The organism is Nocardia sp. 149-1B (assembly GCF_057747975.1).
In genome coordinates, this window is the sequence record NZ_CM173233.1 from 4,592,238 (window position 1) to 4,613,001 (window position 20,764).

The 20,764-nt window shown below is 72.8% G+C and carries 22 protein-coding genes and 1 tRNA gene; 12 read left to right on the forward strand and 11 right to left on the reverse strand.

Going from position 1 to position 20,764, the window contains the following annotated elements; genetic code table 11:
* Positions 1-35 precede the first annotated feature (35 nt).
* From AC3ANS_RS22010 to AC3ANS_RS22045, 8 genes are all read left to right on the forward strand, one after another.
* Positions 36-1,517: an FAD-binding protein gene (locus AC3ANS_RS22010; protein ID WP_488293705.1), complete on the forward strand. Its 1,482-nt coding sequence runs from the start codon at positions 36-38 to the stop codon at positions 1,515-1,517.
* 537 nt (positions 1,518-2,054) lie between these two features.
* Positions 2,055-3,170, forward strand: coding sequence for a pyridoxal phosphate-dependent aminotransferase (locus AC3ANS_RS22015; RefSeq protein ID WP_488296546.1), 1,116 nt, complete (start codon positions 2,055-2,057; stop codon positions 3,168-3,170).
* 70 nt (positions 3,171-3,240) lie between these two features.
* Positions 3,241-3,678 (forward strand): WXG100 family type VII secretion target, encoded by a 438-nt coding sequence (locus AC3ANS_RS22020; protein WP_488293706.1) that lies wholly within the window; start codon positions 3,241-3,243, stop codon positions 3,676-3,678.
* Positions 3,675-4,148 carry a hypothetical protein gene (locus tag AC3ANS_RS22025; RefSeq protein ID WP_488293707.1) on the forward strand — a complete coding sequence of 158 codons (474 nt, stop codon included), beginning with the start codon at positions 3,675-3,677 and terminating at the stop codon, positions 4,146-4,148. Before AC3ANS_RS22020 ends, AC3ANS_RS22025 begins: the two co-directional genes overlap by 4 nt.
* Positions 4,145-5,557, forward strand: coding sequence for an alpha/beta hydrolase family protein (locus AC3ANS_RS22030; RefSeq protein WP_488293708.1), 1,413 nt, complete (start codon positions 4,145-4,147; stop codon positions 5,555-5,557). The genes AC3ANS_RS22025 and AC3ANS_RS22030 overlap by 4 nt, the downstream gene beginning before the upstream one ends.
* Positions 5,558-5,637: 80 nt before the next feature.
* Positions 5,638-6,009 (forward strand): hypothetical protein, encoded by a 372-nt coding sequence (locus AC3ANS_RS22035; RefSeq protein ID WP_488293709.1) that lies wholly within the window; start codon positions 5,638-5,640, stop codon positions 6,007-6,009.
* 1 nt (position 6,010) lies between these two features.
* Entirely contained in the window at positions 6,011-6,973 is a 963-nt protein-coding gene (locus tag AC3ANS_RS22040) for a hypothetical protein (RefSeq protein ID WP_488293710.1), read from the forward strand.
* Positions 6,970-8,262 (forward strand): hypothetical protein, encoded by a 1,293-nt coding sequence (locus AC3ANS_RS22045; RefSeq protein ID WP_488293711.1) that lies wholly within the window; start codon positions 6,970-6,972, stop codon positions 8,260-8,262. Before AC3ANS_RS22040 ends, AC3ANS_RS22045 begins: the two co-directional genes overlap by 4 nt.
* A 12-nt stretch (positions 8,263-8,274) precedes the next feature.
* On the opposite strand, the gene AC3ANS_RS22050 is transcribed toward AC3ANS_RS22045, so the two are convergent.
* Both AC3ANS_RS22050 and AC3ANS_RS22055 read right to left on the reverse strand, forming a co-directional pair.
* Positions 8,275-9,657 carry a vWA domain-containing protein gene (locus AC3ANS_RS22050; RefSeq protein ID WP_488293712.1) on the reverse strand — a complete coding sequence of 461 codons (1,383 nt, stop codon included), beginning with the start codon at positions 9,655-9,657 and terminating at the stop codon, positions 8,275-8,277.
* Complete coding sequence (locus AC3ANS_RS22055) at positions 9,654-10,541, reverse strand: AAA family ATPase (RefSeq protein ID WP_488293713.1); 888 nt, start codon at positions 10,539-10,541, stop codon at positions 9,654-9,656. The genes AC3ANS_RS22050 and AC3ANS_RS22055 overlap by 4 nt, the downstream gene beginning before the upstream one ends.
* Before the next feature lie 161 nt (positions 10,542-10,702).
* Between AC3ANS_RS22055 and AC3ANS_RS22060 the strand changes: the two genes are divergently transcribed.
* Positions 10,703-11,080, forward strand: coding sequence for a hypothetical protein (locus AC3ANS_RS22060; protein WP_488293714.1), 378 nt, complete (start codon positions 10,703-10,705; stop codon positions 11,078-11,080).
* Positions 11,081-11,155: 75 nt separating this feature from the next.
* Here the strand turns inward: AC3ANS_RS22060 and AC3ANS_RS22065 are convergent, their stop codons facing one another.
* Genes AC3ANS_RS22065 through AC3ANS_RS22075 form a run of 3 tightly spaced genes read right to left on the reverse strand, consistent with a single transcriptional unit; the run spans position 11,156 to position 12,712 of the window.
* Positions 11,156-11,917: a crotonase/enoyl-CoA hydratase family protein gene (locus AC3ANS_RS22065; RefSeq protein ID WP_488293715.1), complete on the reverse strand. Its 762-nt coding sequence runs from the start codon at positions 11,915-11,917 to the stop codon at positions 11,156-11,158.
* Positions 11,914-12,444, reverse strand: a complete 531-nt coding sequence (locus AC3ANS_RS22070) for a gamma carbonic anhydrase family protein (protein WP_488293716.1) — start codon at positions 12,442-12,444, stop codon at positions 11,914-11,916. The genes AC3ANS_RS22065 and AC3ANS_RS22070 overlap by 4 nt, the downstream gene beginning before the upstream one ends.
* 49 nt (positions 12,445-12,493) lie before the next feature.
* Complete coding sequence (locus AC3ANS_RS22075; RefSeq protein WP_488293717.1) at positions 12,494-12,712, reverse strand: DUF6332 family protein; 219 nt, start codon at positions 12,710-12,712, stop codon at positions 12,494-12,496.
* 288 nt (positions 12,713-13,000) lie between these two features.
* Here AC3ANS_RS22075 and AC3ANS_RS22080 point away from each other — a divergent pair, with 288 nt between their 5' ends.
* Positions 13,001-13,207 carry a DUF1918 domain-containing protein gene (locus AC3ANS_RS22080; protein ID WP_488293718.1) on the forward strand — a complete coding sequence of 69 codons (207 nt, stop codon included), beginning with the start codon at positions 13,001-13,003 and terminating at the stop codon, positions 13,205-13,207.
* A 134-nt stretch (positions 13,208-13,341) separates the two neighbouring features.
* Positions 13,342-13,548, forward strand: coding sequence for a DUF1918 domain-containing protein (locus AC3ANS_RS22085; RefSeq protein ID WP_488293719.1), 207 nt, complete (start codon positions 13,342-13,344; stop codon positions 13,546-13,548).
* Positions 13,549-13,644: 96 nt separating this feature from the next.
* On the opposite strand, the gene AC3ANS_RS22090 is transcribed toward AC3ANS_RS22085, so the two are convergent.
* Positions 13,645-13,914 carry a dsRBD fold-containing protein gene (locus AC3ANS_RS22090; protein ID WP_488293720.1) on the reverse strand — a complete coding sequence of 90 codons (270 nt, stop codon included), beginning with the start codon at positions 13,912-13,914 and terminating at the stop codon, positions 13,645-13,647.
* A gap of 284 nt (positions 13,915-14,198) precedes the next feature.
* Here AC3ANS_RS22090 and AC3ANS_RS22095 point away from each other — a divergent pair, with 284 nt between their 5' ends.
* A complete protein-coding gene (locus AC3ANS_RS22095) occupies positions 14,199-15,836 on the forward strand; it encodes a methyl-accepting chemotaxis protein (RefSeq protein WP_488293721.1) in 1,638 nt (545 codons plus the stop codon).
* Positions 15,837-15,886: 50 nt separating this feature from the next.
* Here AC3ANS_RS22095 and AC3ANS_RS22100 read toward each other — a convergent pair whose 3' ends face one another.
* The 5 genes from AC3ANS_RS22100 to AC3ANS_RS22120 form a co-directional block, all read right to left on the reverse strand.
* Positions 15,887-16,582, reverse strand: a complete 696-nt coding sequence (locus AC3ANS_RS22100) for a sulfotransferase domain-containing protein (protein WP_488293722.1) — start codon at positions 16,580-16,582, stop codon at positions 15,887-15,889.
* A gap of 193 nt (positions 16,583-16,775) precedes the next feature.
* Positions 16,776-16,865, reverse strand: a tRNA-Ser gene (locus AC3ANS_RS22105).
* Between the two features lie 42 nt (positions 16,866-16,907).
* Positions 16,908-17,489, reverse strand: a complete 582-nt coding sequence (locus AC3ANS_RS22110) for a TIGR03086 family metal-binding protein (protein WP_488293723.1) — start codon at positions 17,487-17,489, stop codon at positions 16,908-16,910.
* 56 nt (positions 17,490-17,545) lie between these two features.
* Positions 17,546-19,438 (reverse strand): CocE/NonD family hydrolase, encoded by a 1,893-nt coding sequence (locus AC3ANS_RS22115; protein WP_488293724.1) that lies wholly within the window; start codon positions 19,436-19,438, stop codon positions 17,546-17,548.
* 62 nt (positions 19,439-19,500) lie between these two features.
* The gene (locus tag AC3ANS_RS22120; RefSeq protein ID WP_488293725.1) at positions 19,501-20,733 is read right to left on the reverse strand and encodes an alpha-hydroxy acid oxidase; all 1,233 of its coding nucleotides are present in this window, start codon (positions 20,731-20,733) and stop codon (positions 19,501-19,503) included.
* Positions 20,734-20,764 lie beyond the last annotated feature (31 nt).

Sequence of the window (20,764 nt, forward strand, 5' to 3'; positions counted from 1 at the left end):
TCGCACGGAAGTGGAACTTGTTCTAGATTTGCGGCATGAGCAACGGCACCGCGATCCCCCCGGCCCTGTCCGCCGAGGTCCTGGCCGGCGCGCCGGCGTACGACGTCGTGGTCGTCGGGTTCGGCATCGCCGGCGGCTGCGCGGCGCTCGAGGCCGCGCGGGCCGGGGCCCGGGTGCTGCTGATGGAGCGGGCCGCGGTGCACGGCGGCACCTCCAGCATGTCCGGCGGCCACTTCTACCTCGGCGGCGGCACGGCCGTGCAGCGCGCCACCGGCCACGAGGACTCCCCCGAGGAGATGTACAAGTACCTCGTCGCGGTCTCCAAGGAGCCCGAGCACGACAAGATCCGCGCCTACTGTGAGGGCTCCGTCGGGCACTTCGAGTGGCTGGAGGCGCTCGGATTCGAGTTCGAGCGCTCCTACTACCCCGAGAAGGCCGTGATCCAGCCCGGCACCCAGGGCCTGATGTACACCGGCAACGAGAAGGTCTGGCCCTACAAGGAGCAGGCCGTCCCCGCCCCGCGAGGCCACAAGGTCCCGGTCCCCGGCGACACCGAGGGCACCAAGATGGTGATGGACCTGCTGCGCGACCGCATCGAGGAGGCCGGGGTCGAGGTCCGCTACGAGACCGGCGCCACCAACCTGGTGACCGGCGTGGACGGCCGGGTCCTCGGCCTGGCGTGGAAGTCGTTCGAGGAGACCGGGTACGTCGCCGCCGCGGCCGTGGTGATCGCCGCCGGCGGCTTCGTGATGAACCCGGACATGGTGGCCGAGCACACCCCCCGGCTGGCCGAGAAGCCGTTCACGCTGGGTTCGACGTACGACGACGGCCTGGGCATCCGGCTGGGCGCGTCGGTCGGCGCGGAGCTCAAGCACATGGACGAGCCGTTCATCACCGCGCCGTTCTACCCGCCCTCTGCGCTGATCACGGGCTTCTTGGTCAACAAGCTCGGCGAGCGGTTCTGCAACGAGGACGGCTACCACTCGCGCACCTCGCAGTTCGTGATGGAGCAGCCGGACTCCACGGCGTACCTCATCGTGGACAGCGAGCATGTGGAGTACCCCAAGTTCCCGCTGGTGCCGCTGATCGACGGCTTCGAGACGATCGCCGAGCTCGAGGACGCCCTCGAGCTGCCCGCGGGCTCGGTGGCCAAGACGCTCGAGCGCTACAACGAGCTGGCCGAGGCCGGCGAGGACCTCGACTTCCACAAGGCCCCCGAGTGGCTGGCGCCGCAGGGCACCGGTCCGTGGGCGGTGTTCGACCTGCGGCTCGGCAAGGCGATGTACGCCGGCTTCACCCTCGGCGGCGTCCGCGTCACCGTCGACGGCCAGGCCCAGCGCCCCGACGGCTCGGTGATCCCCGGGCTGTACGCCGCCGGCGCGTGCGCCTCCAACCTCGCCCAGGACGGCAAGGGCTACTGCTCCGGCACCCAGCTCGGCGAGGGGTCCTTCTTCGGCCGCCGGGCGGGGCGAGCCGCCGCTGCCCGTGCGAGCGCAGCGAGCACGGGCAGCGAGTAGCGGCGAAGGTTGAGGAGCGTCGGCTCGGGTCGGAGCGCAGCGACGGACCGAGCGACGCGTCTCGAAACCCGGTGAGACGGGAGTCGGCGCCGAGCGCACAGCTCGCCGTGGGCGAGTCGGCTGCGGGGGTCTCGACGAGCTCGACCTCCGGCGCTCGCCGTGGGCGAGTCGGCTGCGGGGGTCTCGACGAGCTCGACCTCCGGCGCTCGCCGTGGGCGAGTCGGCTGCGGGGGTCTCGACGAGCTCGACCTCCGGCGCTCGCCGTGGGCGAGTCGGCTGCGGGGGTCTCGACGAGCTCGACCTCCGGCGCTCGCCGTGGGCGAGTCGGCTGCGGGGGTCTCGACGAGCTCGACCTCCGGCGCTCGCCGTGGGCGAGTCGGCTGCGGGGGGTCTCGACGAGCTCGACCTCCGGCGCTCGCCGTGGGCGAGTCGGCTGCGGGGGTCTCGACAAGCTCGACCAACGGCGCTCGCCGTAAGGTCGAGCCCGTGAGCAGGTTCGCAGTCGCGTCGAGGGCCCACGTGCCGCCGTTCCACGTGATGGACCTGCTGGCGGCGGCGACCGAGCGGCAGCGCAGCCACGGTGACCTGCTGAACCTGCTGGCCGGCCAGCCGATGACCGGCGCGCCGGCGCCGGTGCGCGAGGAGGCCAAGCGGCTGCTGGACTCCGGTGATCCGCTGGGCTACACCCCGGCATCCGGGATCCTCGAGCTGCGCGAGGCGATCGCCGGCCACCACCGGCGCATGCACGGCATCGAGGTGGACCCCGACCAGGTGGTGGTGACGACCGGCAGCAGCGGCGGGTTCCTGCTGGCGTTCCTCGCGGCGTTCGAGGTCGGCGACCGGGTGGCGATGGCCCGCCCGGGCTACCCCTGCTACCGCAACGTGCTGACGGCCCTCGGGTGCGAGGTCGTGGAGATCCCGACCGGCCCGGAGACCCGGTTCCAGCCGACCGTCGAGCAACTCGAGGCGCTCCCCGACATCACGGGCCTGGTCGTCGCGAGCCCTGCCAACCCGACCGGCACGATGCTGCTCCCGAGCGAGCTGGCCGCGCTGGCGGCGTACTGCGAGGAGCGCCAGATCCAGCTGATCAGCGACGAGATCTACCACGGCATCGAGTACGCCGACCCGCACCTGGCCCGCAGCGCCTGGGAGACCAGCCGCGAGGCCGTGGTGTTCTCCAGCTTCTCCAAGTACTTCTCGATGACCGGCTGGCGGATCGGCTGGATGCTCGCCCCCGACCGGCTGCGCCGGCCGGTCGACGTGCTGACCGGCAACTTCACGATCTGCCCGCCGGTGATCGCCCAGCGTGCCTGCATCGCGGCGTTCGACGACGCGTCGTACGCCGAGCTCGACGGCCACGTCATGCGCTACGCCGAGAACCGCCGACTCCTCCTCGACGGGCTGCCGCGGCTGGGCATCACCGGCCTCGCACCCGCCGACGGCGCGTTCTACGTGTACGCCGACGTCGGCCACCTCACCGACGACACCATGCGGTTCGCCCACGACCTGCTCGACCGCACCGGCGTGGCGGTGGCCCCCGGGGTCGACTTCGACACCGTCGACGGGCCGCGCTACATCCGGATGAGCTTCGCCGGTCCCGGGGCCGACATCGAGCGCGCGCTGGACCGTCTCTCCACAGCCATCGACCACTGAGGTTTCTCCACAGCCGCTCCGCGGCGACCCTTCCTGCAACCCCGACAGGGGCCGCAGAGAGGGGGACGGGATGTACGGGAACACCAGCACCATCAGGGCGCTCGCCGCTCGGATGCGCGAGCGCGCCGACGAGATCCGCGAGGAGGCCGACCGGCTGGCGGCCCGGTCCGAGCAGGTCCCCTGGCAGGGCCTCGCGGCCGACGCGATGCGGCACCACGCGCGGGACCGAGCCGGCGGGCTGCGGCACACCGCCGCGCTCCACGACGCCGCCGCCGACGCACTCGACCGGCACGCGCGGGAGGTCGACCGGCTCGAGGACCTGATCGCCACCATCGAGCACCGGGTCCGGCGCCTGCTGGACAGCGCGGCGGACGGGGTCGCCGGGGTCGTCGGCGCCGTACGCCACCACCTGCCCGGCGCACTCGCGGGCTGGCTGCGCCACTTCGACCCACCGCTGCCCGGCAGCCGTGAGTGGCTGGACGTCGACGTGCCCGGGCTGGGCCGATGAGCGCCGGGGCGGTGCTGACGATGCCGACCGCGACCCTCGAGGCGATCGCCGACGCGACCCGCACCCCGTTGCCGTGGCGTGACCCCCACCCGCTCGCACTCCACCAGCCGGTGCCCCGGCTGCTGGTCGACGCGCTCGCGGCGTTCGCCCACCCCCAGGTGCTGGTCACCCTCGACGTCGTGCACGCAGGCGGGCGGCTGCGCTCGTGGCAGCGACTGGCCGGCCAGGGGGTGACGGCGTTGTCGGCCGCCGGCACCGACCTGGTCGAGCTCGCGTGGCTCGGATCCGGCGACTGGCACGACCACCTCGTCCGCACCGTCACCCTGCCCGGCCGGCAGCTGCCCGACGTGCGGGCGGTGGTCAGCGCCCGGGTCCGCGGCCGCAACCGGGTCGGATGGGTCGCCGGGAGCCTCCCGCCCGCGGCCCTGGCCGACCGCGTGGGCCGCCTGGTCGCCGGAGCCCTGTCATGAGCGCCGACGTCGTCTCGGTCACCGGTGGCTCGGCGGGCCTGGCGGCGACGTACGCCGCGGTGCGCGCGCTGGCCGACGCCTTCGACGACGCCGGCAGCCGGCTGCGTGGCTGGGCCGCACTGGGCGCCACCACGATGGCGAACCCCGACCTCGCCGAGTCCGCCGCGCTGGCGCCGCTGACCTTCGCCGAGGCCGAGGCGGCTGTGCTCGCCGCGACGACCGGACCCGACGGCGTGCTCGTGGAGTCCTGCGGGTGGGAGGCCGACGCCATCGCCGTACGAGCCGTCGTCGCGGCCTTCGAGGCGGCCGACGCGACGGTGCGGGCCGCGGTCGACGAGCTCGACCAGGCGGTCGGGTTGAGCGTGGGCTTCACGCTCGGTGCGAGCGCGCCCGTGCTCGTGCCGGCGCTGATCGCCACCCTGCCGCTGGTGCCGCCGGAGGCGTGGCACGAGCTGGAGACCTGGGTGCTGGACCACCCCGGGGTGGTCCAGCACGCCGTCAACGGTGGCGGTGGGCTGCTCGAGGGCCTCTGGGACGGCACCACGCCGTTGGCCCCGGGCGGTCCGCTGGGGTTGCCGCTCGACGTCCCTGACACCGAGTCGGGCGCTGGTCTCCTCGCCCTGCTCTACGGCCCCCAGGGCCATCCGGGTGTCACCGACCTCCCCGGGGTCACCGCCGGACCCTGCGAGCAGCCCGCCGACCTCACGGGGCTCGTCTCCCACCTCCAGGACGTCGCGGACCTCTCCCCCGATCCGGACTCGCCGCTCAACGGGACCATCGAGATCCAGACCCTCGGCGCCGGCACCGACGACGTACGACACATCGTCTACCTGCCTGGCACCGACGACATGACCACGCTGCCCTGGACCCAGGACGGCGACGTCCGCGACTTTCCGACCGACCTCGTCTCCGCGTCCGGGCACCCGAGCGTCTACCAGCAGGGCATCCTGCAGGCGATGGCCCAGGCCGGCATCGGACCGCACGACCCGGTGCTGCTCGTCGGCCACTCCCTCGGCGGGATGGAGGCGGCCGCGATCCTGGGCGACGGGGGCGACGGGTTCAACGTCACCAACGTCGTCACCGCCGGCTCCCCCACCGCCCAGGTCGACCACTTCCCCGCCGGCAGCCACGTGCTCTCGCTCGAGCACCACGGCGACGTCGTTCCGTTGCTCGACGGTGCCGACAACCCCGACTCCGTCCAGCAGGCGACGGTCACCTTCGACGACGACCCCACGGGCATCCTCGACGCCCACGACTACCACCACTACGTCGCGGGTGCGGCCGCGACCGACGCGTCCACCGACCCTTCGGTGCAGGAGCAGCTCGCGAGCCTGCACGCCCACGGGTTCCTCGGATCCGGAGAACCCGCCGTCGAGGCGCACGTCTACCAGATCGTGCGCCTGCCATGAGCGTCGACGGCGTTTCGCGTGCGCTGATTCGGGGAAGGCGGGCCACGTCCACCACGCGACGCTTCGAGGGAGGGTGGCTCGTGTACGGCGACAGCGACGTGATGCGCAGGCGAGCCGACCAGCTGCGCGAGCAGGGGGTCGACCTGCGGGCGATGGCCGACCGGCTCGTCGGCCAGACCGAGGACGTCGGATGGACCGGGCGGGCAGCGGACGCGTTGGCCACCCGGATCCGTGACCGCGCCGCACAGCTGCGCGAGCTCGCGGACCGTCACGAGGATGCGGCCGAGCAGCTGGACGCCCACGTCCTGGCGGTCGACCGGCTCAAGGACGCGATCGCGTTCGCCGAGCGGCGGGCCGATCGGCTCGCCGCCGACGGGGCGCACGCGCGCGACTTCGTCGCACCGCCGCCCGGCCACCGCGACTGGCTCGCCGTCGACCTCCCCGGGCTCTGAGATGGCGACGATCGACCTCAGCACCCCACCCGCGCCGGCCGCCGGCTCCCTGGCCGACCTGCCCCGCCGGCTCTCGCTCACCCTCCCCGAGCTGCGGCTCGTGGCCGAGCTGGCCGGCGGCGCACCCCTGCCGTTCGAGGCCGACGGACCGACGGGCGGCTCCGTCCTCGGCGAACGGCTGGGCGACCTGGCCGTCCCCCGGGACACCGGGGACGCCGGGGACAGCGGGGACGCCGCGGCCTTCGCGGCCGCGCTCGCCGCGCTGCACGAGCCACGATCCTCGTTGGCGCGGCGTGGTCTGCTGGTCGATGCGGCGCTCGACGAGGGGCTCCTGGGGGCCGTCGGCCTGCTGGCCACACCCACGGTCGCGGTCGACCTCGAGGTAGCCGTCGACGGGGTCCGCGCCCGGGCGTGGCACCGGCAGCGCGCCGGCGCCGTCGCCAGCCTGGCGACCGCCGACGGTCTCGTGTTCGAGCTAGCGTGGTTCTCGGTCGGCAGCTGGCCCGGCGAGCTGGCGCGGGTCGCCGTACTCCCCGAGGACGTCAGCACCCAACCGTCCGGCGTGCCCGATCACGTCGACCTCCCCTATGCCCTCGCCGACGCGGCCGCCGAGGCATGGCGGTCCCACCGCACCGACCTGCTGTCCGTGCTGGCCGCCGAGCACACCGGCCGGACCTGGCACGCCGACGGCCGCACCCTGCCCGACCTCGAGGTCGTCGCACTCCTCCGTGCGCTGGCGGGCGAGTCCCACGGCCGGCTCCGCGCCCTGGTGGCCGAGGCGTCCGGCGACCGGAGCACGCTGGTCGGCGTTGCCTCGTGGGGCCTGGTCGCCGACGGGTGGCGGGCCCTGCGGCCACGCCGCACGGGGGGTGTCGACCGGGTCGTCGTCGAGCGGGTCGACCCCGGCGACCTCGCGGTCGAGCTCGCGCCGGTGCTCGCGGAGATCGCGGGGGCTGTCCGTTGACCGGCCCACACAGCGAGCGCTACGACCGCCTGCTCGCGCTGGCCGACCAGTTCGACCGGGCCGGCGCCGAGATGCGCTCGTTCGCGTCCCTGGGCGAGCAGATCGTCCACGACCCTGCCGTCGCCGAGTCGGCACCGCTCTCGCCCACGACGTTCGACCGCTTCGCCGAGGTCGTGGCCGACACGGCCACCGGGCGGCAGGGGCTCGTGGCGCGCTCGGTCGAGCTGGACGCCGACGCCCTGGTCCTGCGCGCCACCGTGCTGACCTTCCGCTGGATCGATGAGCTTCAGGAGGCGGCGTACCGCACGATCGGGTCGGTCGCTGGACGAGCGATCGGCTATCTCGCCCCGCAGGTCGCCCTGGGCGGGCAGATCGTCTCGGCCGGGCTGATCGAGACCGACGCGCTCGACCGCGACGGGGTCGCGGCGTACCTCGAGGAGCTCGCGCTGGCCCACCCCGAGCTCCTCGAGCACGTCGCCAGCGGTGGTGGACTCCTCGACGGCCTGCAGATGCGCTCGCTGTTGACGGCCGGCATCCTCGCCGGCGACTCGGGCTCGGCCGCCGCTCGCGGCGGTCTGCGATCCACGGGCGCCGAGCCGTTCGCCACGGACCTCGGCTCGGCGCTCCGTGACGTCGCGGGCGGCCTGCTCAGCATGCCCGACGAGCCGGCAGCTGCCTCGGCTCCTGCTGCCCCGATCGGAGTCGAACGCCTCGACGGCATCGAGGACCTGATGACCGCCCTCACCTCGGCCCCAGACGCGGTCTGCGTCCACGAGGTCGGCCCCGGACGCTACGTGGCGTTCCTGCCGGGACCCCACATCGGTGGGGGCGAGCGCCGTCGCCTGGCCGGGGGCGACCACCTGACCTACGCCCAGCGTGCCGTCGGCGCCATCGAGGCAGCGCTGGCACCTGCCACCGAGCCCGCGCACGTGATGCTGGTGGGTTGTGCCCAGGGCGGGGTGACCGCCGTCGACATCGCCGTCGGGGTCCTGCCGTCCGGGTTCGTCGTCGACCAGGTCGTCACCGCGGGTGCACCCGGGGCGCTGGTGCCGCGGGTGCCCGATGGCACCCGCGTGCTGTCGCTGGAGGACCGCCGCGACCCGGTCTCGCTGCTGGGATCGCTGGTCGCTGCCGACGCCGGCAACCGTCTGACGGTGGTGTTCGACGGCGACGGCGCGACCGGACCCGCCGGCTATGTGGCCGGTGGTCGGGCGGCCGATGCGGCCCCCCACCCCGAGCTCCGGGCGGAGATCGAGCGGATCCGGGAGCTCGGGTTCCTGGGCTCCTAGTGGGTCAGGCCGCTAGGCCAGGTCGTGCACCAGCTCGGCGAGCTGGGTGAGGTTGCGGCACTCGACCATCGGCACGACCTCGCCGTACCTCGTCGCCGCCGAGTCTCCGGTGTCCCAGTGCCGGCGGTGCTCGGGGTTGAGCCACCACGCGTGCCGCGCCGAGCCCGCCAGCCGCTTCAGCACGTCGAGGTTGAGGTCGCTGTAGTTGGAGCGGGCGTCGCCGAGGATCAGCAGCGAGGACTTCGGCCCCAGCGCGTCGGCATGGTGCTCCTCGAACTTCGCCAGCGCCCGGCCGTAGTTGGTGCGGCCCCACAGCGCCGCGTGGGCGGTGCTCGCGGCGAGGTCCGCCATGACATCGGCGGGGTCGGCACCCGGCGTGAAGTACTGCGTGACCTCGTGGACGTGGTCGATGAACGTGAACGCGCGCACCTTCTCGAACTGGTCGCGCAACGCGTAGACGAGCAGCAACGTGAACTGCGCGAAGTTCGCGACCGAACCGCTCACGTCGCAGAGCACGACGAGCTCGGTGCGATGCGGCCGCTTGGGCTTGTGGTGGGTCACCAGGGGCACCCCGCCGGTGGACATCGAGGCCCGGACCGTACGCCTGAAGTCCAGCGGACCGCGTCTGCGCGCGTGGTGCTCCTGGGTGAGCCGGGTGGCGAGCCGGCGTGCCAGCGGATAGATCTCCCGTCGCATCTCCTCCAGGTCGGCCTTGCGTGCCGCGGTGAAGTCGAGCCGGTCGATCGTCGGGCGGACCGCGACGTTCGCGACGTGCTCGGGTCCCTTCTCCTCGGCGATCCGGCGCCGCGCGTCGGCCTCGACCAGCGTGGTGAAGGACCCGATCCGGCGGGCAGCCTCGCGGTGCCCGTCGTCCTCGGAGCGTCCCCGGGCCAGCAGGGCCTGCACGATCCGGTCGGTGAGCTCGGCGGGCGCGACGCGCTGCAGGGCGGTGTAGGCCGACCACGACGAGAGCCCCGGTCCACGACCGGGCATCGCCCCGAACCGCGCGACCATCTCGGCGGCCAGCTCGGCCAGCGTCTGCTGCTCACCTTCGGCCAGGGCGTCGACCACCTGGTCACGGAAGCCGGCCAGCGCCCCGGCGTTGTCGCGGACCGCGGGGTCCTGACCCCCGTCGTCCGTGTCGGCCGCGGCGAGCGCAGCCGCCCCGTCGCCGACCATCCGCGGGAAGTAGACGTCGAACAGCGCCTCGAACGTCGGCCGCTGCGACTGCTTCTTCACCAGCGTGGCGGCGTACCCCGCTCGCACCGTCGCGCGGTCGTCCCACTCCAGCGCGCGCAGCGCCCGGATCGCATCGAGGTCCTCCGCGAGCGAGACCGACATCCCGGCGCCCCGCAGGGCCTCCAGGAACGCGATGTGACGGTTGACGAGGCTCATGCCCGGAGCCGCAGCTCCTTGACGGCGCGCGTCTGGTCGGACGCGTGCTTGAGGACGACGCCGAGGGTCTCGGCGATCACGCGGTCGTCGAGGTCGCCGATCTCGAGGGCGACCAGCGTGCGCGCCCAGTCGACGGACTCCGCGATCGACGGGGCCTTCTTGAGGTCGAGGTCGCGCAGCCGGGTGATCGTGGCGACCAGTTGGGCCGCGACCCGCTCCTCCAGGTCCGGGACCTGGGAGGTGACGATCTCGCGCTCTCGCTCGGCGTCGGGGTAGTCCAGGTGCAGGTACAAGCAGCGCCGCTTGACCGCCTCCGACAGCTCCCGGCTGGCGTTGGAGGTGAGCACCACGAACGGACGGCGTACGGCGCTGACCGTGCCCAGCTCGGGGATCGTCACCTGGAAGTCGGAGAGCACCTCGAGCAGCAACCCCTCGACCTCGACGTCGGTCTTGTCGACCTCGTCGATCAGCAGGACGGTCGGTTCCTCGCGCCGGATCGCGGTCAGCAGCGGGCGGGTGAGCAGGAACTCGTCGGTGAAGATGTCGTCGTGGGTCTCCGACCAGCTCTGGTCGGTGCCCTGCGAGGACTGGATCCGCAGCAGCTGCTTCTTGTAGTTCCACTCATACAGGGCCCGGGCCTCGTCGAGACCCTCGTAGCACTGCAGCCGCACCAGGTCCGCGCCGGTCACCCGCGCCACGGCCTTGGCGAGCTCGGTCTTGCCGACCCCGGCCGGGCCCTCGACCAGCAGCGGCTTCTCCAGCGCGCCCGCCAGGTAGGCCGTGATCGCGGTGGCCTCGTCGGCGAGGTAGCCGGACGCGGCGAGGCGGGATGCGGCGTCGGCGGGCGTGGCGAACCACGGGTTTGGCTGCGGCATGGGCGACATCCTCGCCTACCTACGCAAGGCCCCCGGGCACGGTGTGACGGACGCGACCCCGGGTCGACGGCCCGTCACCTCAACCAGGCCTCCTCGTTGTCGAACTGGGAGAGGGACGCGCGAGTCCTGGGGGGACTCGCGCGGAGGACCTGCACAGGAGGAGCGCACTCATGCCCCACCGACTCCCTGCTCGCGCGCGCCTGGCGTGCGGCGCCACCAAGCTCGGCGTCTACGCCGCCTTGGCCGCGCTCGCGCTCGGCGCCGGGCCCGGCGTCGGCACCGGCGTGGCCGGCGGCGGGCCGGGCTCGGCCACCATGGACGCCGAGCACCGGCTGGCCGCCCAGCCCGGCTCCGTCGAGCGCAAGCTCGCCCGGCACCACTGCTCCACGACCGGGTTCGGCCCCGACCGGCAACCCACCTCGGCCGTCGTCCGGTCGGCCAGGGGCAGCCTGCGGTTCGTGGACTTCGAGACCGGTTGGCGGGTCTACACCCGCCACGGAGCCGCCACCCTCGTCGCGGTCTGCCTCGACGCCCCGCCGGCGGCCTAGGCGGCCTGCGGGGTTCCGGCTGCCAGGTGTCGCGGGTGGTGCTGATGAGGCACTCGCGCAGGAGGAGGCCGGCCTCTAGGACGAGGCCCCGTGCCGACCCTCGCCCGCCGCGAACCGGGCCGCACCGTCGAGCGCCCCCGCCGCGAGCGACACCAGGCCGTGCCGCAGCTCACCGGCGATCGCCTCGTCCTCCGTCAGGCCGTCCTGCTCCAGCAGCGCGAGCCGGTCCTGACGCAGGCACACCTGTGGGAGGTCCGCGAGCGAGCGGGCGAGCGCCTCCGCCTCCACCCGGGCCTGACCGACCGGCACCAACCGGTTGACCAGGCCCATCCGCTCGGCCTCCCAGGCGTCGACCGGGCGACCCGTGAGCACGAGGTCCATCGCCCGGCTGGCGCCGATCAACCGCGGCAGCCGCACCGTGCCCCCGTCGATCAGCGGCACCCCCCAGCGCCGGCAGAACACGCCGAGCACCGCATCACCCGCGGCGACCCGCAGGTCGCACCACAACGCCAGCTCGAGGCCGCCCGCGACGGCGTACCCCTCGATGGCGGCGATCACCGGCTTGGAGAGTCGCATCCGGGTCGGTCCCATCGGGCCGTCGCCGTCCTGGCCCACCCGGTTGCCCCGGTCGGTGCCGATCGCCTTCAGGTCGGCGCCCGCACAGAAGTTCCCGCCCGCCCCGTAGAGCACGGCGGCGCTCTGGGTCTCGTCGGCCTCGAACGCCCCGAACGCCTCGGCGAGCGCTGTCGCGGTCGGGCCGTCGACGGCGTTGCGCACCTCGGGACGGTCGAGCACGACGGTGGTCACCGCACCGTCGACCTCCACGTGGACGCTCACGGCTCCACCGCCACGACGCCGGCCGCGTGCCGCTGGGCGAGCTCGCGGTAGTACGGCGGGTTCTGCTCGACCCAGAACTCCGAGGACGTCCCCTCGATGGGCTTGGTCGGGCGCGCGGGTACGCCGGCGGCCACCATGCCCCCGGGCAGCTCGGTGCCCGGCGTGACCACCGAGCCTGCCGCGACGAGCGTGCGCGGGCCGACGACCGCGTGGTCGAGCAGCGTCGAGCCGTTGCCGATCAACGCCTGCTCGCCGACCTCGCGGCAGTGGACGACGCACCCGTGGCCGACGGTGGCGTCGCGGCCGATGACCAGGGTCTCGCCGGGTGCGGCATGGAGCACGGAGTTGTCCTGCACGTTGGCGCCCTCGCGCACGACGATCGTGCAGATGTCGGCGCGCAGGACCGCGCCGTACCAGACGCTCGCTCCCCGCTCGATCGTGACGTCGCCGATCAGGGTCGCGGTCGGCGCCACGAACGCCTCCGGGTGGACGGTGGGGCGCTTGCCCTCGAACTCGAAGCAGACCATGGGCCCATTCCACCTCATGCGATGCCCGAGGCCGGGCGGGCGGCGCTGCTCAGCGTCGAGGTCGCCGGAGCACGACGACGACAGCGGCGACGTACAGGGCGCCGACCAGGACGCCGGCCGCGGCGCCGGCTCGCGCCGAGACCGCGGCATCCGTCGCGGCCACGACCCCGACGATCACCACGAACGGCAACCCGAGGAGCAGCGCGGCCCCGAAGAGCGCCGACACGATGTCGAGGGTCTGCTCGTCTCGCTCCTGCTGGCTGCGCACCGGTCGATCATCCGTCACGTCGCCGTGGAACGGGAGTGCGAGAACGAGTAACGGCGAGAGGAGCCAAGCCGTATGACACGGCGGTGGTCGGGACCGGTGCCCGGGCTTGCGCCCGGTTCCCGCGGTCCGATTCCTGTGACGGCTCCTCTCGCCGTGGTCCCATGAGACCTCGCTGGAGGCCCTGCGGTGCAGGGGCAAAGGTCTCGAATGTCGGGGGCGCCCGGCCCTGCCAGCTGGCACCACCCGCCTCTTAGCGTCGGGGCAGGACTGACCACGAGAGGGACCTGCATGTACGCGATCAAGGGCGACCGGTTGCTCGTCCAGGGCAACCGCGCCGGCGAGCCGTTGCGCGACGGCGAGATCATCGCCGTCCGCGGTGACGAAGGCGCCCCGCCGTACCTCGTCCGCTGGACCGACGACGGCCACGTCTCACTGACGTACCCCGGGCCGGAGACCTGGATCCAGCACTTCGTGCACGCACCCAGCGACGACTGACTCCCCTGGGCTCCCACGCCACCGGCCGGGGCGAAGGTCTCGGGTCCCGGGGCCGCCGGACCCTGGCCGACCCCGTGACCGGCTCCTAGCGTCGGATCAGGCACCGGCCGCCCAGCGCTAGGGAAGGAGCCACCATGTACGCCACCAAGGGAGACCGCCTCGTCATCCACGGCAACCACATCGGCGAGGCGACGCGCGACGGCGAGATCATCGACGTCCGCGGCCCCGACGGGGCACCGCCGTACGTCGTGCGGTGGGCCGACAGCGGCCACGAGTCGCTCACCTACCCCGGACCGGACGCGGAGGTGCACCACTTCTCGCACGGAGCGGGCACCGACTGAAGGCGCGCAGGCCCCGTCCCGGTCGCCGTAGCGGTCGGGACAGTGCCCTCGCGTGGCACCGGGCGGCCGCCCTCAGTGGCTCTCTCAGTGGCTCTCTCAGTGGCTGAGGTGTACCGGCTTGCGGGTGACCGCGCCGATGTCGACGGCTGCGGTCTCGAGCAGCTGGTGCGCGAGGTCGGCGAGCGCCCGCGCTGCTGCGAGCTCGCTGCCGATCTCGGGAACCTCGGGGTCGGCCGGGTTCACCCGCGCGATGCCCCATCCGGTGATGACGGTGGCAGAGGGCTCGGTGGAGAGGCGCGCCTCGGCGCGCGTCTTGCCGTCGTGCTCCCCGATGAAGATCTCCACCGACCAGGTCGTGGTGTGCATGGTCCCTCCTCGGTGTCGTCGTTCTCCTTCCAGTGACGCACCGGCTCACCCTCCTGGGCGGAGGAGAAGGTCCCCACGGGTCGGGACTTTCCGGCATCCGGGAGGACCAACCTCACTCCCGGTGGGCCATTGGACCCGAACTCACTGCGCCCCCTCAGGTGGACGCCCCAGAGCGCCGAGAAGCGATGAGAGGCCGCGGCGGCTTGGAGCCGGCGCCCCTGTGAGACCCCCGCTCTCGGGAAGGCTATGTCGGCAGTGCGCTGCCTGTCTTGGAGGAGATACACGTGAGCACCCCCACCCCGTCGAACCCCGCCGTACGTCGAGGAGCCCGCGGTCTGCCCCGCGTCCGTGACCTCAGCACCCGGCAGAAGCTGACCGCGGGCTTCACCGTGATGACCCTCGTCGTCCTCGCCGTCGGCTTGCTGGGCGTGACCCGCCTCGGCGCGACCCAGGACCGCCTCGACGGCGTCTACAACGAGAACCTCAAGAGCATCCAGCTGATGTCGGACGTCAACTCGTCGGTCGTGGACATGCGGTTCAAGACCCTGGACGTGTTGGTTCAGACCGAGGACGCAGCGCAGGAGAAGCTGGAGACCGGGGTGGCCGACCTGGACAAGGAGATCGACGCCGCCATCGCCGCATACAAGACCACCGACATGACCGGGCGGCTCGACCACGTGAAGCGGTTGGAGACAGCCCTCGCCGACTACCGCACGGCCCGTGACGAGAAGCTGTTGCCGGCTGCCGAGGCCAACGATGTCGATGCGTTCAACCGCATCCGGGCGGCCGATGTCGCTGCTCCTGCCGCGACCTTGACCGATGAGATCACCGCGATCACAGACATCGAGAACAAGGCCGCGCAGAAGGCCGTCGACGATGCGCAGTCGGCGTACGACTCCTCGCGCGTGCTCATCTTCGCCATGATCGGCGTAGCGGTCGCCCTCGGTGTCGTGCTGACCCTGGTGCTCGGCGCTCTCGTCGCTAACCCGCTGCGCAAGGCCGTGGAGCTGCTGAAGGAGGTCGCCGCGGGCCACCTCGAGGAGCGTCTCGACGTGGACAGCCACGACGAGGTCGGCCAGATGGCCACTGCCCTCAACGAAGCCCTGACGACCATGCAGGACGCCATGCGCGACATCGACCAGAATGCAGTCACGCTGTCCTCGGCCTCTGAGGAGCTGTCGAGCGTCTCGGCGCAGATGTCGGCCTCCGCGACGAGCTCGGCCGTCGAGGCCGGGACGGTCTCGTCGGCTGCGGAGCAGGTGTCCCAGAGCGTCCAGACGGTGGCGGCGGGGACCGAGGAGATGTCGGCCTCGATCCGCGAGATCGCCCACAACGCGGCCTCGGCGGCCGGCATCGCGGCGGAGGCCGTCCGGGTCACGGAGGCGACCACGGCTACCGTGACCGAGCTCGGCGCGGCCTCGAGCGAGGTCGGCAGCGTGGTCAAGGTCATCACCTCGATCGCCGAGCAGACCAACCTGCTCGCCCTCAACGCGACCATCGAGGCCGCTCGGGCGGGCGAGGCCGGCAAGGGCTTCGCCGTGGTCGCCAACGAGGTCAAGGAGCTCGCCCAGGAGACCGCCCGCGCCACCGAGGACATCAGCCGCCGGATCGAGGCGATCCAGTCCAACTCCGCGGCCGCGGTCACCGCCATCGGCGGGATCTCGGAGATCATCGCCCAGATCAACGACTCCCAGGCCACGATCGCCTCGGCGGTCGAGGAGCAGACCGCCACCACCAACGAGATGTCGCGCAACGTCGCCGACGCGGCCACCGGGTCGACGCACATCGCCGCGAGCATCAGCAGCGTGGCCACCGCGGCCAACGAGACGACGGACGCCGCCGACTCCACGAGCCAGGCGGCCGAGGAGCTGGCGCGGATGGCGGCCAGCCTGCGTCAGCAGGTCGGCAGGTTCACCTACTGAGAGCGGAGCGGCCCTCGAACCCCATCGCGGTTCGGGGGCCGTTCACCGTCTCAGTCGCGCAGCGACAGCCATCTGCTGGTGTCGACGCCCCATTCCTCGGACAACCGAACGGCCTGTCTGCGATAGAGGACCTGCAGCGCCTCGCGGGTGCCGGGCGGCCACTCCCACTCGGCTTTCGAGCTCGACGACGAGGGCTGGTCGACGTGCTCGAGCCGCACCGGCTCGAGTCCCATGGACCTCCAGAGGGCATCGACCGCGGGCTGGGGTGCTGCCCGCACCTCCTCGAAGACCATCACGGTGAGCCGCTCCCTCGGGACGAACGATGCCCACATGTCCAGCTGGTCGGCGTAGCACCCCGCCCAGGTCTGCAGGTTGATCGGGATCGGGTACGGCTGGGAGCGCCCGCGGGTAGCGGCCAGACGCATCGCGGACCGGTACCGCTCCACCGGGTCGCGCAGGAGCACGAGGATCGGCACATCGTGGTCGAGCAGCTCCGCGGCCGCGCGTCCCGCGGACGGGTGCCGCAGGTACTGCGGCGACCAGTCACCGCGGCGGACGCCGTCAGCAGGGAACAGGTCCAGGTACTCCTCCGCCGGCACGCGCCCGTCGGCGACCTTGTGGAGCAGCTGCTGCTCCTTCTTGCCGTTCGTGCCGAGCCCGACCCCGGGGTGCTGGATCAACAGGTCCGTCAGCCACGTCGTACCACTGCGCTGTGCGCCGATGCCGAGCCAACCAGGAGAACCCACGCACCCACCCTAATGAAGCGGTGACCTCCAGCTGCCGTGGCTCCCTGACCCTGTCCAACCGGATCGGCAGGGATCCGAACGTCAGTGCGCTGATCGAGGCCGTCGACGGCTCAGCCTCGAAGCGGCAAGACGAAGACACCCGGACCCGCGGCTGGCGCAGGTCCGGGTGTCCGCGATGTCCTGAGACATCACATGGCGGTGGCGGAGGGATTTGAACCCTCGGTGGGCTTGCACCCACAAACGCTTTCGAGGCGTTCTCCTTAGGCCGCTCGGACACGCCACCGCCGCAGAGAGTACCGGAGCGGATCGGTGCCGGCGAAATCCGTCAGGGGGTCCAGGCGGGGTCGCGCCCGGCGGCGCCGGCGAGCCGGTCGAGCACGGCCGCGTCAGGGCGGACCGGCACCGGGCGCCCGAAGGGGCCGCCACCGGGGGAGTCGGGCGGGACCTCGAAGCCCTCCACGAACGCGAGGCTGGCGGCCACCACCTGCTCGCCGGGCTCGTAGCGCTGGCCCGTGGCGCGAGCGAGGTCCCAGCCGTGGACCACGACCTCGTTGAGGGCGACCAGGGCAGCGACGCCGGCAGGCATCTCGAACGGCCCCGCCTGGGTCACGCCGTCGTACGCCGCAGGGTCGCCCCAGGCGTCGGCCAGTGCGGCCAGCCGGTCGACGATCTCCTCGCGCCACCGGTCGGACAGCCGGGAGCCGTCGACGTCCGGAGGGCCGTCACCGGGCAGTCGCTCCTTGCGCGCGGACAGCGTGAAGGCCAGCGCGAGGCCGTCGAGGTGGTCGAGGAGGTCGGCGACCGTGTACGCCGGGCAGGGGGTCGGGTCGCTCAGCTGGTCGTCCCGCACCCCCTGGACGAGGGCGGTCACCGCCGCGGTCGCGGGTCCGAAGTCGATGGTGTCCATACCCGATCGGACCCGCGCCGGGCGACGTACTCATCGCAGGCGCACCGATGTGACGCTCAGCCCACCGCGGGGATCGTGAGCACCGAGGGCCACTGCGGACCGGTACGGACGGTGAGCGGCACCAGCGTCGTGGGCAGGTCCGGAACCGTCGGCAGCAGGTGCGGCACGTCGAAGGCCTGGATCGCGATCCGCAACCGATGCCCGGGCGCGAGCTGCGCCGCGGTCGGGAAGACCTCGACGTCCACCGGCGCCACCTCACCCGGCGCGAGCGGCTCCTGCGACGCGCGCGTGAACGGGTGGAACGGCTGGATGACCGACCCGTCGAGGTAGCGGGTGCGAGCGGGGTCCAGCGCGCGCTGGGAGATCACCTGCCAGCCGCCGGTCAGCCTGGTGACGCTGCCGTCCGGCGCGACATCGGAGACGGACACCGAGAGCATGCCGTCACCCGACGGGCTGGACGTGTAGAGCCGGGCATCGATCGGGCCGCGCAACCGCAACGGGGCGGTGAGCGGCTCGGTCTGGAACACCACGCCCGACTTGTCGTTGAGTCCGTTGTCCTCCCAGCAGGGCAGGCCGTCGAGCACGGTCGAAGGCAGCCCGGCCATCCACTGCGCGGTCGACCGGGTGCACAACCCGGAGACCGGCACCGGCGGCACGATCGCCCGGCCGTCGACGGCGGCGTCCTGCGTCAGCACGCCGATGCCGCCGCCCGCGGCCGCGGAGCCCGAGAGCCGGAAGGTCTCGGCGTGCTGGTCGCCCATCCACCGCTGCGCGTGCGTCCAGTCGCCGCTGCCCTGCTCGTAGTAGGTGATCGGCGGGATGTCGGCGTCCAGTGTCGGGTCGGGGATGCCGCGCACGTACCGGTCGAACCAGCGCAGCTGCAGCTCGCTGAGCGTCCCGTAGCCGGCCTGGTCGATGTCGGCGGCCGAGGAGCCCTGGAGGTGGTTCCACGGGCCGATGATCATCTTGACCGGGACACCCCGCCGCTCGAGGTTCTCGAAGAGCAGCGGCGTGCCGCGCTGGAAGATGTCGAACTCGCCGCCGACGAGGAACGTCGGCACCTGGACCCGGTCGATCACGCGCTCGGGTGAGCGGTCGCGGTAGAAGGTCCCGTCGTACGCCTCGTCGCCTCCCGCGAGCGCCTTCAGCATCAGCGGGATCGTGAACGTCGCTGCCGCGGTCAGGTGGTCGACGAACGCACCGAACCCGGACTGTGGGTCGGTCGCGGTGACCGCCGGCGGGATCACGCCGGCACCGGTCACGAGACCCAGCCACAGCGGGATGAACCCGACGTCGATCTGGCCGCCGGAGGCCACGACGTCGCGGTAGACGTCCGCGGCCGGGACCTGCGGGAAGATCGCCTTGAGCCCGGCCGGGCGCGCGCCCGCGGCGAAGATCTGGCTCATACCGAGGTACGACGGGCCGCTCATGCCCACCCGGCCGTCGCTCCAGGGCCGCTGCCGCGAGTGGGCCCACTCGACGATCTCGCCGGCGTCCTTGTCCTCGCGGCGGCTGAACGCCGCCCACTGCCCCTCGGAACTGCCGGTGCCGCGCGCGTCGACGGTGAGCTGCGCGTAGCCGCGCTGCACGAGGTAGTTCGGGCTGCCACCCGTCAGGCCGCCGCTGAGTGCGCCGGACGCCTTGTTGTAGGCGGTGATCGTCACGATCACCGGCAGCCGACGGTGAACCGGGGTGCCGTCGGCGCGGGCCGGCAGCACCAGGTCGCCGCGCAGGACGGTGCCGTCCGACATCGGGATCGCCAGGTCTTTCTGCGTCACGGTCGAGGGGTAGATCACGGGGCGCGGCGTCCATCCGGATCGCTCGGCGCCGAGCACCGGCGCGCCGTGCGCCTGGGGTGCCAGCGAGGTGAGGACGGGCACCGGTCCCAGCAGGGCGCCGGCGACGAGGGTGGCGGCGAGTCGGCAGGCGAGGCGGCGGGTCCGAGTCATACGAGACCAACGACCTCGTGGCGGCCCGGTCACTGCGCGTGACGGGCATCACAGGGCCGGGCTCAGCGGCGTCGCGGGACCAGGCGTTCCAGCTGCGTCACGTGGCCGGGCTCGAGCTCGTCGAGCGAGCTGACGCCGAGCAGCCGCATGGTCCGTTCGACCTGTCCGCGCAGGATCTCGATGGTGCGATCGACCCCGTCGCGCCCACCCGCCATCAGGCCGTAGAGGTAGGCGCGGCCCACCATGGTGAACCGGGCACCGTGGGCGATCGCCGCGACGACGTCCTGGCCCGACATGATCCCGGTGTCGAGATGGACCTCGACGTCCCGTCCGACCGCAGCCACCACCTCGGGGAGCAGGTGGAACGGGACCGGGGCCCGGTCGAGCTGGCGCCCGCCGTGGTTGGACAGCAGGACGGCATCGACCCCGAGACCGGCGACCCGGCGCGCGTCCTCGACGGACTGGATGCCCTTGACGACCACCTTGCCCGGCCACTGCTCCTTGATCCAGGCAAGGTCGGCGAAAGTCACGGTCGGGTCGAACATCGTGTCGAGCAGGTCGGCCACCGTGCCCGACCACGAGTCCAGCGAGGCGAATGCCAGAGGTTCGGTGGTGAGGAAGTCGAACCACCAGCCAGGCCTGGGGATCGCGTTCAGGACCGTGCGCGGACTCAACGTGGGTGGGATCGTCATCCCGTTGCGTACGTCGCGCAGCCGGGCGCCGGCGACCGGCACGTCGACCGTGACGAGCAGCGTGTCGAACCCCGCTCGGGCGGCCCGCTCGACCAGCGCCATCGACCGGTCGCGGTCCTTCCACATGTAGAGCTGGAACCAGTTCCGGCCGGCGGGAGCGGCTGCGGCGACGTCCTCGATCGAGGTGGTGCCCATGGTCGACAGGGCGAACGGGATCTCGGCCGCCGCGGCGGCGGTCGCCCCAGCCAGCTCACCCTCGGCGTGCATCATCCGAGTGAAGCCGGTGGGGGCGATCCCGAACGGCAGCGCCGCCCGGTGGCCCAGCACCTCGCGAGAGGTGTCGACCGTCGAGACGTCGCGCAGCACCCCGGGGTTGAACTGCACGTCGCCGAACGCCTGCCGCGCGCGGGCCAGCGAGATCTCGGCGTCGGCGCCCCCGTCGGTGTAGTCGAAGGCGGCTCGCGGCGTCCGCCGCCTCGCCGCCCGCCGCAGGTCCTCGATCGTCAGCGCGTCCCTGAGCCGCCGCTGCTTGGGCGAGACCACCGGCGTACGGAACCGCAGCAACGGAGCCAGGTCGTGCCGTCGCGGGAGCTGACGCTTCACGCACCCCAGTCCACCACGGACCGGTCCGTCC

What these genes read in the sequence shown, in the direction of transcription:
- AC3ANS_RS22020 (WP_488293706.1), top strand. Translation starts at nt 3,241, where the DNA reads ATGTACGGGAACACCAGCACCATCAGGGCGCTCGCCGCTCGGATGCGC.
- AC3ANS_RS22115 (WP_488293724.1), bottom strand. Translation starts at nt 19,438, where the DNA reads ATGACTCGGACCCGCCGCCTCGCCTGCCGACTCGCCGCCACCCTCGTC.
- AC3ANS_RS22055 (WP_488293713.1), bottom strand. Translation starts at nt 10,541, where the DNA reads ATGTCGCCCATGCCGCAGCCAAACCCGTGGTTCGCCACGCCCGCCGAC.
- AC3ANS_RS22015 (WP_488296546.1), top strand. Translation starts at nt 2,055, where the DNA reads ATGGACCTGCTGGCGGCGGCGACCGAGCGGCAGCGCAGCCACGGTGAC.
- AC3ANS_RS22060 (WP_488293714.1), top strand. Translation starts at nt 10,703, where the DNA reads ATGCCCCACCGACTCCCTGCTCGCGCGCGCCTGGCGTGCGGCGCCACC.
- AC3ANS_RS22050 (WP_488293712.1), bottom strand. Translation starts at nt 9,657, where the DNA reads ATGAGCCTCGTCAACCGTCACATCGCGTTCCTGGAGGCCCTGCGGGGC.
- AC3ANS_RS22040 (WP_488293710.1), top strand. Translation starts at nt 6,011, where the DNA reads ATGGCGACGATCGACCTCAGCACCCCACCCGCGCCGGCCGCCGGCTCC.
- AC3ANS_RS22090 (WP_488293720.1), bottom strand. Translation starts at nt 13,914, where the DNA reads ATGCACACCACGACCTGGTCGGTGGAGATCTTCATCGGGGAGCACGAC.
- AC3ANS_RS22025 (WP_488293707.1), top strand. Translation starts at nt 3,675, where the DNA reads ATGAGCGCCGGGGCGGTGCTGACGATGCCGACCGCGACCCTCGAGGCG.
- AC3ANS_RS22110 (WP_488293723.1), bottom strand. Translation starts at nt 17,489, where the DNA reads ATGGACACCATCGACTTCGGACCCGCGACCGCGGCGGTGACCGCCCTC.
- AC3ANS_RS22080 (WP_488293718.1), top strand. Translation starts at nt 13,001, where the DNA reads ATGTACGCGATCAAGGGCGACCGGTTGCTCGTCCAGGGCAACCGCGCC.
- AC3ANS_RS22030 (WP_488293708.1), top strand. Translation starts at nt 4,145, where the DNA reads ATGAGCGCCGACGTCGTCTCGGTCACCGGTGGCTCGGCGGGCCTGGCG.
- AC3ANS_RS22010 (WP_488293705.1), top strand. Translation starts at nt 36, where the DNA reads ATGAGCAACGGCACCGCGATCCCCCCGGCCCTGTCCGCCGAGGTCCTG.
- AC3ANS_RS22070 (WP_488293716.1), bottom strand. Translation starts at nt 12,444, where the DNA reads ATGGTCTGCTTCGAGTTCGAGGGCAAGCGCCCCACCGTCCACCCGGAG.
- AC3ANS_RS22085 (WP_488293719.1), top strand. Translation starts at nt 13,342, where the DNA reads ATGTACGCCACCAAGGGAGACCGCCTCGTCATCCACGGCAACCACATC.